14 protein-coding genes and 1 pseudogene are annotated in these 14,173 nt (G+C 72.8%); 10 read left to right on the top strand and 5 right to left on the bottom strand.

Annotated elements, in window-relative coordinates; translation table 11 throughout:
• Positions 1–325 precede the first annotated feature (325 nt).
• The 4 genes from tgmA (at position 326) to AC069R_RS33755 (ending at position 3,116) form a co-directional block, all read left to right on the top strand.
• Positions 326–622: a putative ATP-grasp-modified RiPP gene (gene tgmA / locus AC069R_RS33740; protein WP_478770508.1), complete on the top strand. Its 297-nt coding sequence runs from the start codon at positions 326–328 to the stop codon at positions 620–622.
• Positions 622–1,575: an ATP-grasp ribosomal peptide maturase gene (gene tgmB, locus AC069R_RS33745; protein WP_478770509.1), complete on the top strand. Its 954-nt coding sequence runs from the start codon at positions 622–624 to the stop codon at positions 1,573–1,575. The genes tgmA and tgmB overlap by 1 nt, the downstream gene beginning before the upstream one ends.
• Before the next feature lie 11 nt (positions 1,576–1,586).
• Positions 1,587–2,717, top strand: a complete 1,131-nt coding sequence (locus tag AC069R_RS33750) for a methyltransferase domain-containing protein (protein ID WP_478770510.1) — start codon at positions 1,587–1,589, stop codon at positions 2,715–2,717.
• A 66-nt stretch (positions 2,718–2,783) separates the two neighbouring features.
• Positions 2,784–3,116, top strand: coding sequence for a DUF6087 family protein (locus AC069R_RS33755; protein WP_478770511.1), 333 nt, complete (start codon positions 2,784–2,786; stop codon positions 3,114–3,116).
• Between the two features lie 119 nt (positions 3,117–3,235).
• On the opposite strand, the gene AC069R_RS33760 is transcribed toward AC069R_RS33755, so the two are convergent.
• Entirely contained in the window at positions 3,236–3,562 is a 327-nt protein-coding gene (locus tag AC069R_RS33760) for a hypothetical protein (RefSeq protein WP_478770512.1), read from the bottom strand.
• A gap of 270 nt (positions 3,563–3,832) precedes the next feature.
• Between AC069R_RS33760 and AC069R_RS33765 the strand changes: the two genes are divergently transcribed.
• The 3 genes and pseudogenes from AC069R_RS33765 to AC069R_RS33775 all read left to right on the top strand — a co-directional run bounded on the left by AC069R_RS33765 (position 3,833) and on the right by AC069R_RS33775 (position 7,385).
• Entirely contained in the window at positions 3,833–5,014 is a 1,182-nt protein-coding gene (locus AC069R_RS33765; protein ID WP_478770513.1) for an MFS transporter, read from the top strand.
• 250 nt (positions 5,015–5,264) lie between these two features.
• Positions 5,265–6,377, top strand: coding sequence for a tryptophan--tRNA ligase (gene trpS / locus AC069R_RS33770; protein WP_478770514.1), 1,113 nt, complete (start codon positions 5,265–5,267; stop codon positions 6,375–6,377).
• A 265-nt stretch (positions 6,378–6,642) separates the two neighbouring features.
• Positions 6,643–7,385: pseudogene (locus tag AC069R_RS33775) on the top strand (maleylpyruvate isomerase family mycothiol-dependent enzyme).
• A 7-nt stretch (positions 7,386–7,392) separates the two neighbouring features.
• Here AC069R_RS33775 and AC069R_RS33780 read toward each other — a convergent pair.
• Both AC069R_RS33780 and AC069R_RS33785 read right to left on the bottom strand, forming a co-directional pair.
• Positions 7,393–7,794, bottom strand: a complete 402-nt coding sequence (locus tag AC069R_RS33780) for a MarR family winged helix-turn-helix transcriptional regulator (protein ID WP_478770515.1) — start codon at positions 7,792–7,794, stop codon at positions 7,393–7,395.
• Positions 7,795–7,855: 61 nt separating this feature from the next.
• Positions 7,856–8,548 carry a TetR/AcrR family transcriptional regulator gene (locus AC069R_RS33785; protein WP_478770516.1) on the bottom strand — a complete coding sequence of 231 codons (693 nt, stop codon included), beginning with the start codon at positions 8,546–8,548 and terminating at the stop codon, positions 7,856–7,858.
• A gap of 128 nt (positions 8,549–8,676) precedes the next feature.
• On the opposite strand from AC069R_RS33785, the gene AC069R_RS33790 reads away from it, so the two are divergent.
• Positions 8,677–9,132 carry a nitroreductase family deazaflavin-dependent oxidoreductase gene (locus AC069R_RS33790; RefSeq protein WP_478770517.1) on the top strand — a complete coding sequence of 152 codons (456 nt, stop codon included), beginning with the start codon at positions 8,677–8,679 and terminating at the stop codon, positions 9,130–9,132.
• Here AC069R_RS33790 and AC069R_RS33795 read toward each other — a convergent pair.
• On the bottom strand, positions 9,122–10,390 hold the full coding sequence (locus AC069R_RS33795; RefSeq protein ID WP_397987588.1) for a geranylgeranyl reductase family protein: 1,269 nt from the start codon (positions 10,388–10,390) through the stop codon (positions 9,122–9,124). The two genes, AC069R_RS33790 and AC069R_RS33795, sit on opposite strands and share 11 nt — an antisense overlap.
• 167 nt (positions 10,391–10,557) lie before the next feature.
• On the opposite strand from AC069R_RS33795, the gene AC069R_RS33800 reads away from it, so the two are divergent.
• Entirely contained in the window at positions 10,558–11,910 is a 1,353-nt protein-coding gene (locus AC069R_RS33800) for a M20/M25/M40 family metallo-hydrolase (RefSeq protein WP_478770518.1), read from the top strand.
• 213 nt (positions 11,911–12,123) lie between these two features.
• Complete coding sequence (locus AC069R_RS33805; protein WP_478770519.1) at positions 12,124–12,870, top strand: MBL fold metallo-hydrolase; 747 nt, start codon at positions 12,124–12,126, stop codon at positions 12,868–12,870.
• Positions 12,871–12,872: 2 nt separating this feature from the next.
• Here AC069R_RS33805 and AC069R_RS33810 read toward each other — a convergent pair whose 3' ends face one another.
• Positions 12,873–13,916: an NUDIX hydrolase gene (locus AC069R_RS33810; RefSeq protein ID WP_478770520.1), complete on the bottom strand. Its 1,044-nt coding sequence runs from the start codon at positions 13,914–13,916 to the stop codon at positions 12,873–12,875.
• Positions 13,917–14,173: the final 257 nt, after the last annotated feature.

Below are 14,173 nucleotides of genomic sequence, written 5' to 3' on the forward strand. Positions count from 1 at the left end.
CCCAAGTACGCCAAGCTGCCCGAGCACGCGGACAGATGGTCCGAGCACAGGGCCCGCGACCTGTTCCTCCCCGAAGGCGTCGCACGGCTGCTGTAAGCGCACTGCGCGCCAGCAGCAGCGATCCGCCTGACGAACGGCCGGACACCACCTGGCCCGGACCACCGGGCAGACACGACTCCCGGCGCGGGGAGCCCACCTTCCCGTTCCCCCGCGGCAAGTACCTTCCCGCTCCGGGCCCCCGCACCAACGCCGCCCTGGGCGATGGTGCGGTAACCAGCACGATCGGGCTCGGCACCCGCCGCGCCATCAATGACAGGAGAAACACGTGACAACAGCGCTTGACCGCGAAGCGTTTCCGCTCACCCCGCCCGGAGGCAGGACCCCCTACAGCAAGGAGGCACCGTCCGGCCCCGACACCCGGCCGTGGGCGCTGCGAGGTGCCCGTACCCCGGACTCCACCGCGGCCATCCCCGTCCCGGCGCACGAGTACGACCAGGGGCGGCAGGTCAGCATCTCCTACGACGGGAGCCTGCTGACCTGCATGGCCAACACCCACAACCCGACGGTGCCGGACGGGTCGGTCAAGAACCCGCCGCCGCTGGACGAGGGGCCGAAGGACTGATGCCCGCGCCCGTGCTGATCGTCGCAGCTCGCGACGCCTGGCCCACGGACCGGGTCGTCATCGAGCTGGAGAGCCGCAGCGTGGAGGTGTTCCGCATGGACACCTCCGACTTCCCGCAGCGACTCGCCCTGGCCGGCCGGATCGACCAGGGTCAGGCGTGGACGGGCGAACTCGCCACCGAGTACCGGACGGTGGAGCTGTCCCAGGTCGGCGCGGTGTACTACCGCGCCCCTGGGGCGTTCCAATTCCCCAGGGGAATGTCCGGCCCGGAGGAGAGATTCGCCGCCTCCCAGGCCCGTGCCGGCCTCGGCGGTGTCCTGTCCGCGCTGGACTGCCGGTGGGTGAACCATCCCACGGCGATGGCGCGCGCCGAATACAAGCCCGTGCAGCTCGCTGCCGCCCACGCGTGCGGGTTGCGGATTCCCGCCACGCTGATCACCAACCGGCCGGCCGACGTGCAGCAGTTCGCCGCCCAGATCGGCGGCCCAGTCGTGTGCAAGCCCGTGTCCTCGCCCGTGCTCATCGAGGAGGGCCGCCTCAAGTCCGTCTACACCCGGCGCCTGGCCGAAGCCGACCTGTTCGACCTGCGCGGTGTCAGCGTGACCGCGCACCTCTTCCAGGCGTGGGTGGAGAAGGCGTATGAGGTGCGGCTGACCGTTGTCGGCAAGCAGCTGTTCGCCGCGGCCATCCACGCCGAAAGCGACGCCGCGCACGAGGACTGGCGCAGCGACTACGGCTCACTCACCTACACGACCAGCGCGGTTCCCGACGCGGTGGCGAAGGGGATGCTCGCCCTGATGGACCGGCTGCAACTGCGTTATGGTGCTGCCGACTTCGTCGTGGGGCCCGATGGACGGTGGACGTTCCTGGAGGTCAACCCGTGCGGGCAGTGGGACTGGATCCAGGGTGCGACCGGCCTGCCGATCGCCGAGGCGATCGCCGACGAGTTGTAAGGAGTCAGCTGATGGACTGGAAGCCGTACGCGGCTGCTCTCGCGGCCCAGGTCACGTATCCGGGCTCGGACTGGTGGGAGCCGGTCAGCGCTACGCCCCGGCACCTTCTGGTGGAGCGGTGGTTCACGCCCGGCGGGGGCGGCTGGCAGGTGGCCGACGGTCCCGCCGACGAGGAGGCATGGGCCGGTGCTGCCTACTCGGACACCACGCTCGTCACGCAGATCGGGCCTGTGCACGCCGACCACGCCGCATCCGAGCAGACGGTGACCGGGCTGCCCACCTCGTCATCGACACTGCCGAGCCTGGTCGTGTCGATGCTGGAGCACGGACGTCTTGCGCCGGGCCTGCACCTGCTGGACGTGGCCACCGGTTCCGGGTACAGCGCCGCTCTGGCCTGCCACCGGCTCGGCGACGAGATGGTGACGACACTGGACGTCGATGCGTACCTCTCCGAGGCTGCGGCTGAACGGCTGGAGCGTATCGGCCACCGCCCGCACGTCGTCACCGCGGACGCCACCGCCGACCTGCCCGGTGTCTTCGACCGGATCGTCTCCATGGTGTCCGTACCCCGCATTCCCGCCTCGTGGCTGCGCGGCCTGGCTCCGCGGGGGCGCCTGGTGACGACGATCGCGGGCACCGGACTGATCGTCACGGCCGACAAGAGTCCCGACGGCGGCGCGATCGGACGGGTCGAGTGGGACCGGGCCTCGTTCATGGCCACCCGGAAGGGCGCCGACTACCCTCCCCAGCTCGATGAGCTGTTCGCCGCCAGCGCGGAAGAGGAGGGAGAGTTGACCCTCTCACCGTTCCCGGTGCTGAACGTGATGCAGGCGTGGGAAGTGTGGTCGATGCTGTCCCTGATGGCGCCGGGGATCGAGCACCGCACCGGCACCGATGACCACGGGGGCCGCCTGACGTGGATGCTCCACCCGGACGGGTCATGGGCCCGCGCCCGCACCGCGCCGGGCGAGAACACCGCGACCGTCCACCAGGGCGGCCCGCGCCGCCTCTACGACCTGCTGGACGAAATCCGCCAGCGGTGGCTGGAGCACGGCGAACTCCCCGTCTACGGGGCGCAGGTCACCATCAGCCCCGACGGCGAGACGACGCTGTCGCGGGGCGGCTGGACGGCCACGCTGTGACCGGCTCACGGTAGCTGGGCGCTCGGCTGCGCCGCACACTGAAGACGGCCGACGAAGGAGGGACTGATGGACGACGAACCCCTGAAGGAATGGGCGGAGCGCCGCGAACTGCGCCGTCCGGCGCGCGGGGAGCGGCGGGCCACCCCGCTCGGCGACCGGACAGAGCGGGGCGCTCATGTAGGCCCGGACACGCCGCGCGTCATCCAGGAGTGGAACGGATGGCAGTGGACACCCGCCGGTGTCGCCCAGGGCCAGACCGCTGCGGCTGCCGAGACCGGGAAGGACGCGAACGCCCGCGCCGAGCGCGTTCCTCTGCCGGTCTTCAGCAAGCTGCCACCCATGCCCGAGCCCTGGCGACCCACACAGCGCTTCTACCGCCCTGGCACGCCAGAACAGTAGATCCGCAAGCCGGCCCTGCTCGCTTGTCACCCCGAGACGAACGAGCGGGGTCCTCCGCGTTGTTCACCCAGACACGCCGAGAAGCCCCCCGCCGCGTTCCCGCGGCGGGGGCTCGGTGTTCAGTACTGGCGGCGTTGAGGGTCGAGCCCGGCCTGGGGCGTGGTGCTGCCGCTGTCGGTCGGCTGGGGGGTGCTGTCCCTCCGGCAGACCAGCGCGTCCGGATCGGAGGCCCTGGTCTGGAGACGGTAGCCGTCGGGGCAGATCTGCCCGTCAGGCCCGCCCTTGCCGTCCTTCCCGCCCTGACCGGCGGGTCCAGGCGGCCCGGACGGTCCCGGCGGCCCCGGCGGCCCCCATGGCCCGGCCGGACAGCTGGGGCCGGCCGCCCCCTGCGCCCCAGTCACGGAGAAGCCGCCGACGACGGCCTCCCACACGCTGGAAACCTCCATCGGTCACCCTTCCCCGAGTCGGTGACGGTCACCGTCGGCCTGGAAGTAGTCCCTGTTATGCCGGGGGGCGCGGTGGCCAGGATCGCGTCCGCGTCACAGATCCGCCAACTCGCCATACCCGGCGATCAAGTTCAGCACAGACGCCGCCCCCATGCCCCCGAGGGGACGGACCTCATCGCCCCCGAGCCCAGGGCCCCCTCCACAACCCCCTTGCTCCCTCCCTCCGCCGCCCCCTACGCTGACTTTGTGCCGCTCATAAACAAAACCCGAATGCACACCGTCGTGCCGGGCCGGGACCTCGTCGGGCTGCGGGTGGCGATCACCGCGTTCTTCGCACTGGACGGGTTCATCTTCTCGGGATGGGTCGTGCGCATCCCGGACATCAAGCACCAGACCCACGCCTCCGCCGGAGCCCTCGGGCTCGCGTTGCTCGGCGTGTCCGCCGGGGCCGTGCTGACCATGATGCTCACCGGACGCCTGTGCCGCCGCTACGGCAGCCACCCGGTCACCGTGGCCTGGATGATCGTTCTCTCCCTCAGCGTCACACTGCCCCCGCTCACCCACTCCGCACCCGCACTCGGCACCGTCCTGCTGCTCTTCGGCGCGGCGTACGGGGGCGTGAACGTCTCCTTTAACGCCGCCGCCGTCGATCTCGTCGCCGCCGTACGACGGCCGATCATGCCCAGTTTCCATGCCGCGTTCAGCCTCGGCGGGATGGTCGGCGCGGGCGCCGGCGGGCTGGTCGCCGGTTTCCTCTCCCCCACCCGTCATCTGCTCGGGATCACCGTGATCGGGCTGCTCGTGACGGCCGTCGCCGGGCGGAGCCTGCTGCGGCACGAGCCCCCGGCACCGCCCCCGGACGACCGGGGACCCGCGGCGACCGGCGAAGGCCGGGCACCCCGCGTCGCCGGGCGCTGGCTCGTCGTCGGCTTCGGGCTGGTCGCGCTGTGCGACGCGTACGGCGAGGGCGCCATGGCCGACTGGGGTGCGCTGCACCTCAAGCAGGACCTCACGGCGTCCGTGGGCACGGCGGCAACCGGGTACGCCTGCTTCGCGCTCGCCATGACCGCGGGACGGCTCTCGGGTACGGCCCTGCTGGGCCGCCTCGGCCGGGCCCGCACGGTGATCGCCGGCGGCTCGGTCGCGGCGGCGGGCATGCTGCTCGGCTCGCTCGCGCCGTCGGTCTGGGTGGCGCTGGCCGGTTTCGCGATCACCGGGCTCGGGCTCGCCAACATCTTCCCGGTCGCCATCGAGCGGGCGGGCGCGCTGGCCGGGGCGTCCGGCGTCGCGATCGCCTCCACCCTCGGGTACGGCGGCATGCTCCTCGGCCCACCCATGATCGGGTTCATGGCCGACTGGTTCTCCCTGCCCACCGCGCTCACCAGCGTGGCCGCGCTGGCCGCCGTGGCCGCCCTGATCGGGGTGGCGACGCGCCGGGCCCTGAACGGCTGACGGTTTCCGGCACCGCCGTAGGGGGCCGGCAGAAACGGGGCCGGTCCAATCCGCTGGCCGCTCGCCGCCCCGCCCCGCTATCATTGCCGTATGCATCTTTCGTCGTGTCCGTGCTGGTGGCGCTCCTCGTAGGAGCGGCCGCCGCGCAGGCATGAACCGGGCCGTTCGGATGGACGGCCCCTTTTCTGTGTCCCTGGAAGCAGGGGCGGGGCGTCCCGACGGCCCGCCCGACCCACACCAGGAGACCGAGATGAACCCCACCCCGCAGGCCGCGCCGTCCGGGACGCCGTCCGCCGCCGACGTTTCCGACGCGCTCGGCACCTCCGCCGCGCGGGCCCGCAGCGCGGAGCTGGAGAAGCTGATCGCCGAGGATCCGGGGCAGTTCCGCGTCCTCACCGGCGACCGGCCCACCGGAAGACTGCACCTCGGCCACTACTTCGGCACCCTCCACAACCGCGTCCGGCTCCAGAACCTCGGCGTGGAACTGTTCGTGATCATCGCGGACTACCAGGTGCTGACCGACCGCGATGTCGCGGACGACCTCCAGTCCTACGTCGACGAGCTGGTCCTCGACTACCTCGCCATCGGCGTGGACCCCGAGCGCAGCACGATCTTCACGCACAGCGCCGTCCCCGCCCTCAACCAGCTGATGCTGCCCTTCCTCAGCCTGGTCTCCGTCGCCGAGCTGAACCGCAACCCCACGGTCAAGGACGAGATCGCGCACTCCCGCCAGTCCGCCGTCAGCGGGCTGATGTTCACCTACCCCGTGCACCAGGCCGCCGACATCCTCTTCTGCAAGGCCAACCTGGTCCCCGTCGGCCAGGACCAGCTGCCGCACCTGGAGATCACCCGGACCATCGCCCGCCGCTTCAACGACCGCTACGGGCACGGCACTCCGGTCTTCCCCCGGCCCGAGGCGCTGCTGTCCGAGGTGCCGCTGCTGCTGGGCACCGACGGCACCAAGATGAGCAAGAGCCGGGGCAACTCCATCGCCCTGGCCGCCACCGCCGACGAGACGGCGCGGCTGCTCAAGGGCGCGAAGACCGACTCCGAGCGGCACATCACCTACGATCCGGCCACCCGCCCCGAGGTCTCCTCGCTGCTCCTGCTGGCCGCGCTCTGCCAGGGCCGCACCCCCGAGGAGGTGGCCGACGGCATCGGCTCCGCGGGCGCGGCGGCGCTGAAGAAGACCGTGACGGAGGCGGTCAACGAATACCTGGCCCCGATCCGGGCCCGGCGCGCCGAGTACGCCCGCGACCGCGGCGAACTGCGGCGCATCCTGCGCGCGGGCAACGAGCGGGCCAACGCCGTGGCCGACGCCACCCTCGCCGAGGTGCGGGCCGCGATGAACAGCGACTACTGAATCCCCAGTGCGGCCCGCGTGAATCTCCCTGGCGCACGCGAATCCCCAGTGCGGCCCGCGTGAATCTCCCTGGCGCACGCAAACCCCAGTGCGGCCCGCGTGAGTCCCCCTGGCGCACGCAAACCCCAGTGCGGCCCGCGTGAGTCCCCCTGGCGCACGCAAACCCCGGTGCGGCCCGCGTGAGTCCCCCTGGCGCACGCAAACCCCGGTGCGGCCCGCGTGAGTCCCCGGTGCGGCGCGCGGGCGGGTCCGGCAGGTTCGTCGCCTGCAGACCGCCGACTTCCTCCATGTCCTCGACCGCGAGGGCCAGTCGCTGGCCGCGGCCGCCGAGCGGGCCGGCACCGGCGCCGAGGTGCCGGCCTGCCCCAAGTGGCGGGTGCGGGACCTGCTGCGGCGCACCGGCGCGGTCCACCGGTGGGCCGCGGGCTTCGTCGCCGGGGGCACACCGCGCCCCGGCCGATCGGCGAGGCGCCGGACCTCTCCGGCGCCGAGTTGGTGGCCTGGTACCGGGACAGCCACCGCCTGCTGGTCGAGGTCCTGTCCGCCGCCCCCGCCGACCTGGAGTGCTGGACCTTCCTCCCGCTGCCAGAGCTCTCGCCGCCGGCGTTCTGGACGCGGCGGCAGGCGCACGAGAGGACCGTGCACCGGTACGACGCCGAGGCCGCCCGCGGCGGAGCGCCCGCCCCGATCGCCGCCGGCCTCGCGGCGGACGGCATCGACGAGTTGCTGCGCGGCTTCCACGCGCGGTCCAGGAGCCGGGTGCGGACGGCGGAGCCGAGGACGCTGCGGGTACGGGCGACGGACGCGGGCGAGGACGCGGTGTGGACCGTACAACTCAGCGCGGAGCGACCCCCGGTGACGTCGCGTCAGGCGGGCGGCAGGGCCGATGCCGAACTATCCGGCGCGGCCGACCAGTTGTGCCTGGCCCTGTGGAACCGCGTGCCCGTCCCGCACGTCTCCGGCGACCGGTCGCTCGCCGCCCTGTGGCAGCGCACCTCGGCGACCTGACGTCCCGTCAATCTCCTTCTTCGCCCCCCAGCATCCTGGCCAGCACCGCGCGCTGCACCGGTCGCACCTCGGTGTGCAGCGCCCGGCCCTTCGGGGTGAGGGCGACCCGGACGCCCCGGCGGTCCTCCGCACAGGCGCCCCGCTCGACCAGGCCCTCCTTCTCCAGGCGGCCGATGAGCCGGGAGAGCGCGCTCTGGGTGAGGTGGACGCGCTCGGAGATCTCCTGGACGCGGTAGGCGCAGCCGTGCGACCCCCGGCGCTCGGCCAGCAGGTCCAGGACCTCGAAGTCGCTGGCGCACAGGCCGTGGGCGCCCAGGGTCCGGTCCAGTTCGCACTGGGTACGGGCATGCAGGGCCAGGATGCCCCGCCACTGCGCCACGAGTGCCCGCTCGTCCGTCGTCGACGTCATCGACGCACCGTAGCAGTCCCATGGGCGGGTAAAGAAAGCCGGAGCCGGGCGCTCCGGGCGGTCAGCGCAGCCCGGCCCCGTGCGCGAGCCCCGTCACCGCGTGCCGGAAGAACCGCTCCCGGTCCTCGATCACGTTGTTGAACTGGCCGAACAGCTCGAAGCTCACCAGTCCGAACAGCTGCGCCCAGGCGGCGACCATGGCGGCGGTCACCTCAGGGGGCAGGTCGGGGGCGATCTCCGCGGTCAACCGCTGCAGCTCCGGGCGCAGTTCGGCGGGCAGCGGGAGTTCGGCCAGCGCCAGGCCGGGGTTCTGCGCGGCGTCGCGGAAGATGCCGATGAGGACCATGGCCGCGCGGGCGGCGGCCGGGATGGTGGTCTCGGGGGCGGCGTAGCCGGGCACGGGTGAGCCGTAGATCAGCGCGTACTCGTGCGGATGGGCGAGCGCCCAGGCCCGTACCGCCTCGCACACCGCGGTGAAGCGGGCCACGGGCGCGGCGGCACCGGCGGCATCCCGCGCCTGCTCCGCGGCCGCGCCCACGGCGTCGTACGCGTCGATGATCAGAGCCGTCAACAGGTCGTCGCGGCTGGGGAAGTAGCGGTAGAGGGCGGAGGAGACCATGCCCAGTTCGCGGGCGACGGCCCGCAGGGAGAGCTTGGCCGCGCCCTCGGCCGCGAGCCGTCTGCGGGCCTCTTCCTTGATGGCCGCGGTTACCTCGTTCCTGGCCCGTGCGCGGGCGCCCTGTGCGGTGCTCATGCCCGTCATTCTGCCACGCGCGAGAGCACTGCACACAAAAAAGAGCAGCGCTCTTGCGCCGGAGCACCGATCTCCCCCATGCTGATGTCAACCGAGAGCACTGCTCTCCCGAACCGTGGGGGTCCACCATGTCGTCGTCCTCGCCGTACTACCTCAAGGGCAGCCCGCTGAACGTGCGTCTGAACAGCGTGATCGGGTGGCTCGCCCGGCACGGGCTCAGCCTCGCGGGCACCGCCGAGCTGTCCGTGCAGGGCCGCAAGAGCGGCGCGATGCAGCGCATCCCGGTCAACCCGCACACCTACGAGGGCGCGCAGTACCTGGTCTCGGCGCGCGGCCACTCGCAGTGGGTGCGCAACATGCGTGCCGCGCACGGCGGTGAGCTGCGCGTCGGGCGCAAGGTGCGCGCCTTCACCGCGGTGGAGCTCCCCGACGCCGAGAAGCTCCCCGTCCTGCGGACCTACCTGGAGAAGTGGGGCTGGGAGGTGAACCAGTACTTCGCGGGGGTGACCGCCGCCTCCTCGGACGAGGAGATCATCGCGTGCGCCGGCGACCACCCCGTCTTCCGGATCACCGTCACGAAGTGACGGGCTCCTCCTGCGCCGTGGCGGGCTCCGCGGCGTCGGCGGCCCGCGCCGGGCCCGGATCGAGCATGGTCAGGGCGCGCTGGGCCAGCGGGTGGGAGCGGACCAGCTCACCGAGGGTGGTGGCGCCCCGAGTGATGTTGCGGAACGCGTTCCAGGCGGGACGGAAGCCGGTGAGGGCGGCGTGGAAGAGGCCGGGGCGGCGCTCGAACGCCGCGAGCAGGCGTCGGCCGACGCTCATCTCGACGCCGAGCCCCGCCTTGACCGCGAAGGCGTAGTTCAGGGCCTGACGGCGGGCGTCGACGGCGTCGTGCGCCTCCGCTATGCGCACCGCCCATTCGCCGGCCAGCCGGCCCGAGCGCAGCGCGAAGGAGATGCCCTCGCGGGTCCAGGGCTCCAGGAGCCCGGCGGCGTCGCCGCAGACCAGGACCCGGCCGCGGGAGAGCGGCGAGTCGTCGGCCCGGCAGCGGGTCAAGTGCCCGGAGGAGACGGCCGGTTCGAAACCGGCGAGGCCGAGGCGGGCGATGAAGTCCTCCAGGTAGCGCTTGGTCGCCGCGCCCTCGCCGCGGGCGGAGATCACCCCGACCGTCAGCGTGTCGCCCTTGGGGAACACCCAGCCGTAACTGCCGGGAAGCGGGCCCCAGTCGATGAGCACCCGGCCCTTCCAGTCCTCGGCGACCGGCTCCGGGACCGGGATCTCCGCCTCCAGGCCGAGGTCCACCTGGGCCATCTTCACGCCCACATGGGCGCCTATCCGGCTGGCGCTGCCGTCGGCGCCGACGACCGCGCGGGCCAGCACCGTCTCGCCGCCCTGGAGGACGACGGCGACCGTGCGCCGGTCGGGGACCGCCGAGCCGTGCTGCTCGACGCGCTGCACGGTCACGCCCGTACGCAGCTCCGCGCCCGCCTTCTGGGCGTGCTCGACCAGCTGCTGGTCGAACTCGGGCCGGTTGATCAGCCCGAACAGCATCTGCCGGGAACGGCGGGTGCGGGTGAAACGCCCGTTGTGGGAGAAGGTGACCGCGTGCACCCGGTCCCGCAGGGGCAGCTCGAAGCCCGGCGGCAGGGAGTCGCGCGAGGGCCCGATGATGCCGCCGCCGCAGGTTTTGTACCGGGGCAACTCGGCCTTCTCCAGCAACAGGACGCGGCGCCCCGCGACCGCCGCCGCGTAGGCGGCCGAGGCCCCCGCGGGTCCCGCGCCCACCACGACGACGTCCCACACTCGCTGCACGTCGTCCGCCGAAGAGTTCTCGCCGCTCACGATGGTCTACTGCTCCGATCAAGCCGCTGCCGCTCCCGCACCCGCGACATCCCGCGAGCAGGGGGTAACCGATGTATCACGCATCCTACGGCCGCGAGCCGCGTGCGCCGCTGTGGGAGGATCGATCCACCCAGCAGGACAACGTCGCACCTACGAGGAGCGTGCCCATGTCGTCGAATCCGGTCGCCGAGACCGTCGCCTCTCTGATGCCGAGGGCCAAGGCGGAGCTCGCCGAGCTCGTCGCCTTCCGGTCCGTGGCGGACTTCGCGCAGTTCCCGAAGAGTGAGAGCGAGGCCGCCGCGAACTGGATCGCCGACGCACTGCGCGCCGAGGGATTCACCGACGTCGCCCTGCTCGACACCCCCGACGGCACCCAGTCGGTGTACGGCTTCCTGCCGGGCCCGCAGGGCGCCAAAACGGTTCTCCTGTACGCCCACTACGACGTGCAGCCGCCGCTGGACGAGGCCGGCTGGACGACTCCGCCGTTCGAGCTGACCGAGCGCGACGGGCGCTGGTACGGCCGGGGCAGCGCGGACTGCAAGGGCGGTGTGATCATGCACCTGCTCGCGCTGCGCGCGCTGAAGGCGAACGGCGGCGTCCCGGTCAACGTCAAGATCATCGTGGAGGGCTCCGAGGAGCAGGGCACGGGCGGCCTGGAGCGGTACGCCGAGCAGCACCCGGAGCTGCTGACCGCGGACACCATCGTCATCGGCGACGCGGGCAACTTCCGGGTGGGCCTGCCGACGGTGACCACGATCCTGCGCGGCATGACGCTGGTCCGGGTGGGTGTCGAGACCCTTGCGGGCAATCTGCACTCGGGCCAGTTCGGCGGCGCCGCGCCGGACGCGCTGGCCGCGCTGATCCGGGTGCTGGACTCGCTGCGCGCGCAGGACGGCTCCACGACGGTGGACGGTCTGGACGCGTCGGCCGTGTGGGACGGCCTGGAGTACACCGAGGAGCAGTTCCGCTCGGACGCCAAGGTGCTGGACGGCGTGGGGCTGATGGGCTCCGGCTCGGTCGCCGACCGCCTGTGGGCGCGTCCGGCGGTCACCGTGCTCGGCATCGACTGCCCGCCGGTCGTCGGCGCCACCCCCTCGGTGCACGCCAGTGCCCGCGCGCTGGTCAGCCTGCGGGTGCCGCCGGGCGTGGACGCGGCGGAGGCGAGCAAGCTGCTCCAGACCCACATCGAGACGCACACCCCGTGGGGCGCGCGGGTCACCGTGGAGCAGGTCGGCCAGGGCCAGCCGTTCCGCGCCGACGTCTCCAGCCCGGCCTACCAGGCGATGGCCGACGCGATGGCGATCGCCTATCCGGGCGAGACCATGCAGTACGCCGGCCAGGGCGGCTCCATCCCGCTGTGCAACACCCTCGCCGGCCTCTACCCGGACGCGGAGATCCTGCTGATCGGCCTCAGCGAGCCGGAGGCCCAGATCCACGCGCTGAACGAGAGCGTGTCGCCGGAGGAACTGGAGCGGCTGTCGGTGGCGGAGGCACTGTTCCTGCGGAATTACGCGGGCTAGGGTCTTTCGTTCGGGTCATGCCGGGGCGGCCCTGAGCGCGGGCCGCCCCCTTCGCCCTCCGCCTTGCCCGGCCTGCCGGGTACAGGCGGGCGGCACCTTGCGGAACTGCTCCGGGAGCAGCTGTCCGCCGGGCCGTTTCCGCTCTGGGCGGAGGGGTTCCGCCGTGGGCGGAGCGCTCTCGCGCCCGGTCCCGGCCCGGCCTACGGTCGGGGCATGGACGTGATCGAACTCCTCCCCCGGCTGCACCTGCTGCGCTTCCCGGTCGGTCAGGCGTATCTCTGGCGGGACGGCGAGGAGTTGACGCTGATCGACGCGGGGACGATCGGGTCGGGGCCGGTGATCGCCGGGGCGATCAGGGCGCTGGGGCACGCGCCCGAGGATGTGCAGCGCGTCGTACTGACCCACTTCCACGAGGACCACGCGGGCGGAGCGGGCGAGTTCGCCGTGCTGAGCGGGGCGGAGGTGCTCGCCCATCGGCTCGACGCGCCGTTCGTCAGGGGTGAGGCTCCCGGTCCCGCGCCACGGCTCGCCGAGTGGGAGCTGCCGATCCGGGCGGACGTCGCCCGGCGACTGCCCGCGGGCACCCCGCTGCCGCCGCCGTCCGTCACGGACGTGACCGGCGGCCAGGTGCTCGGCTTCGGCGGCGGCGCGCACGTGGTGCACGTGCCCGGTCACACGGACGGCAGTATCGCACTCTTCCTGCCCGCCGAAGGCGTGCTGTTCACCGGAGACACCGTGGCGTCGCTGCCCCCCGAGGGCGTGCTGTCCCCCGGCGACCCGGTGACGGCGGCGCCCGCCGAACCCACGCTGATTCCGGGCGTGTTCAACCTCGACAGGGCCCGGCTCCTCGCATCCGTACGGCAGTTGGCGGACCTCGGCGCCGAGGTGGCGTGCTTCGGCCATGGCGACCCGGTGCTGCGCGGCGCCGCCGCCGAACTGCGCAGGGCGGCCGCGGGGTGACGTCAGCCGAGCGGCACGCCGGCCTCCAGATACAGCGCGGTGCCGCGCTCGCGGGCGCGCAGGGCCCAGCGCAGGCGCTCGTAGCGGACCGGGGGCAGCATCCCGGCGGCCTCCTGCTCGGTGGCGAACCGCCAGCCGCGCAACTCCGGCCCCGGAAGCACCACTCGGGCAGCCTCGCCGGAGGGGAGCCGGCCGCCGTCGAAGAGCAGCCGGAGCCCGCCGTAGCCGGGCGGCACGGGCCGCTCCCAGTCCACCACCAGCAGCCGGGGCACCTCGCTCAGCCGTATCCCGGTCTCCTCGGCGACCTCGCGCATCCCCGCGCGGGCCGGCGCCTCGCCCCGTTCCACCACACCGCCGGGGAACTCCCAGCCGGGCTTGTAGGTGGGGTCCACGAGCAGCACCCGGTCCTGCTCGTCGAAGAGGAGCACCCCGGCGGCGAGGGTCTCGGCGGTGGGCTCGGGGGTCTGCACGATGTCGCAGGGGGCGAAGTCGCCGCTGCCGACCGACTCCGCGATCCGCACGGCGGTCTCGTACGGGGTCAGCGCGCTGGTGTCGATCAGATGGGCGTCGGCGGTGAGCCAGGAGGCGAGGGCGGCGTGGTACGGCTCGATGTGGTCGTACGACCACTGCCGCACCCGTATCTCCCCGTCGGGCAGGTCGGGCGGCACCTCGCGCCCGGCTATTCGCGCGCGCAGGATCGTTTCGGCCGGGGCGAGGACCACGTGTCGTACGGGAATCCGGCGGGCGGCGAGGCCGCCGAAGATCTCGTCGCGGTACTCCTGGCGCAGCAGGGTCATCGGCACGACGAGGGTGCCGCCCAGCTCGGCGAGCATGGCGGCCGCGGTGTCGACCACGAGTCTGCGCCAGATCGGCAGGTCCTGGAAGTCGCCGGCCTCGGCGAGGTGCTTGGGCGGCAGCAGGTGCGTGAGCGACCCGCCGATGATCTCGGGGTCGAAGATCGTGCTGTGCGGGATCAGTTCGATCAGCTCCCGTGCGGTCGTGGTCTTTCCCGCACCGAACGCGCCGTTGATCCAGACGACGGTCACGGACTTCCCCCTCTTCTGTTGGCCCCCTGAGGCTTGCCCGCTCCACCCTGCCACGGAAACCCCGCCGCGGTGAGGGTGCGGTAAAGCGCGGTGCCGGTGCCCCTCGCGGCGGGACACCGGCAGGCAGGGGCCGGGGGCCTGACCGCGGCCGTCGGCCGGGGTCTTAGAACTCCTAACGAAATGATCTTCGGGGTGATTGGATCACTGCGGGACTGGTGATCTGGGGGTGTGGGGTGGCTCGGCCGAAGCCCTGGGAA

It is taken from the genome of Streptomyces sp. NPDC043952, assembly GCF_056435325.1.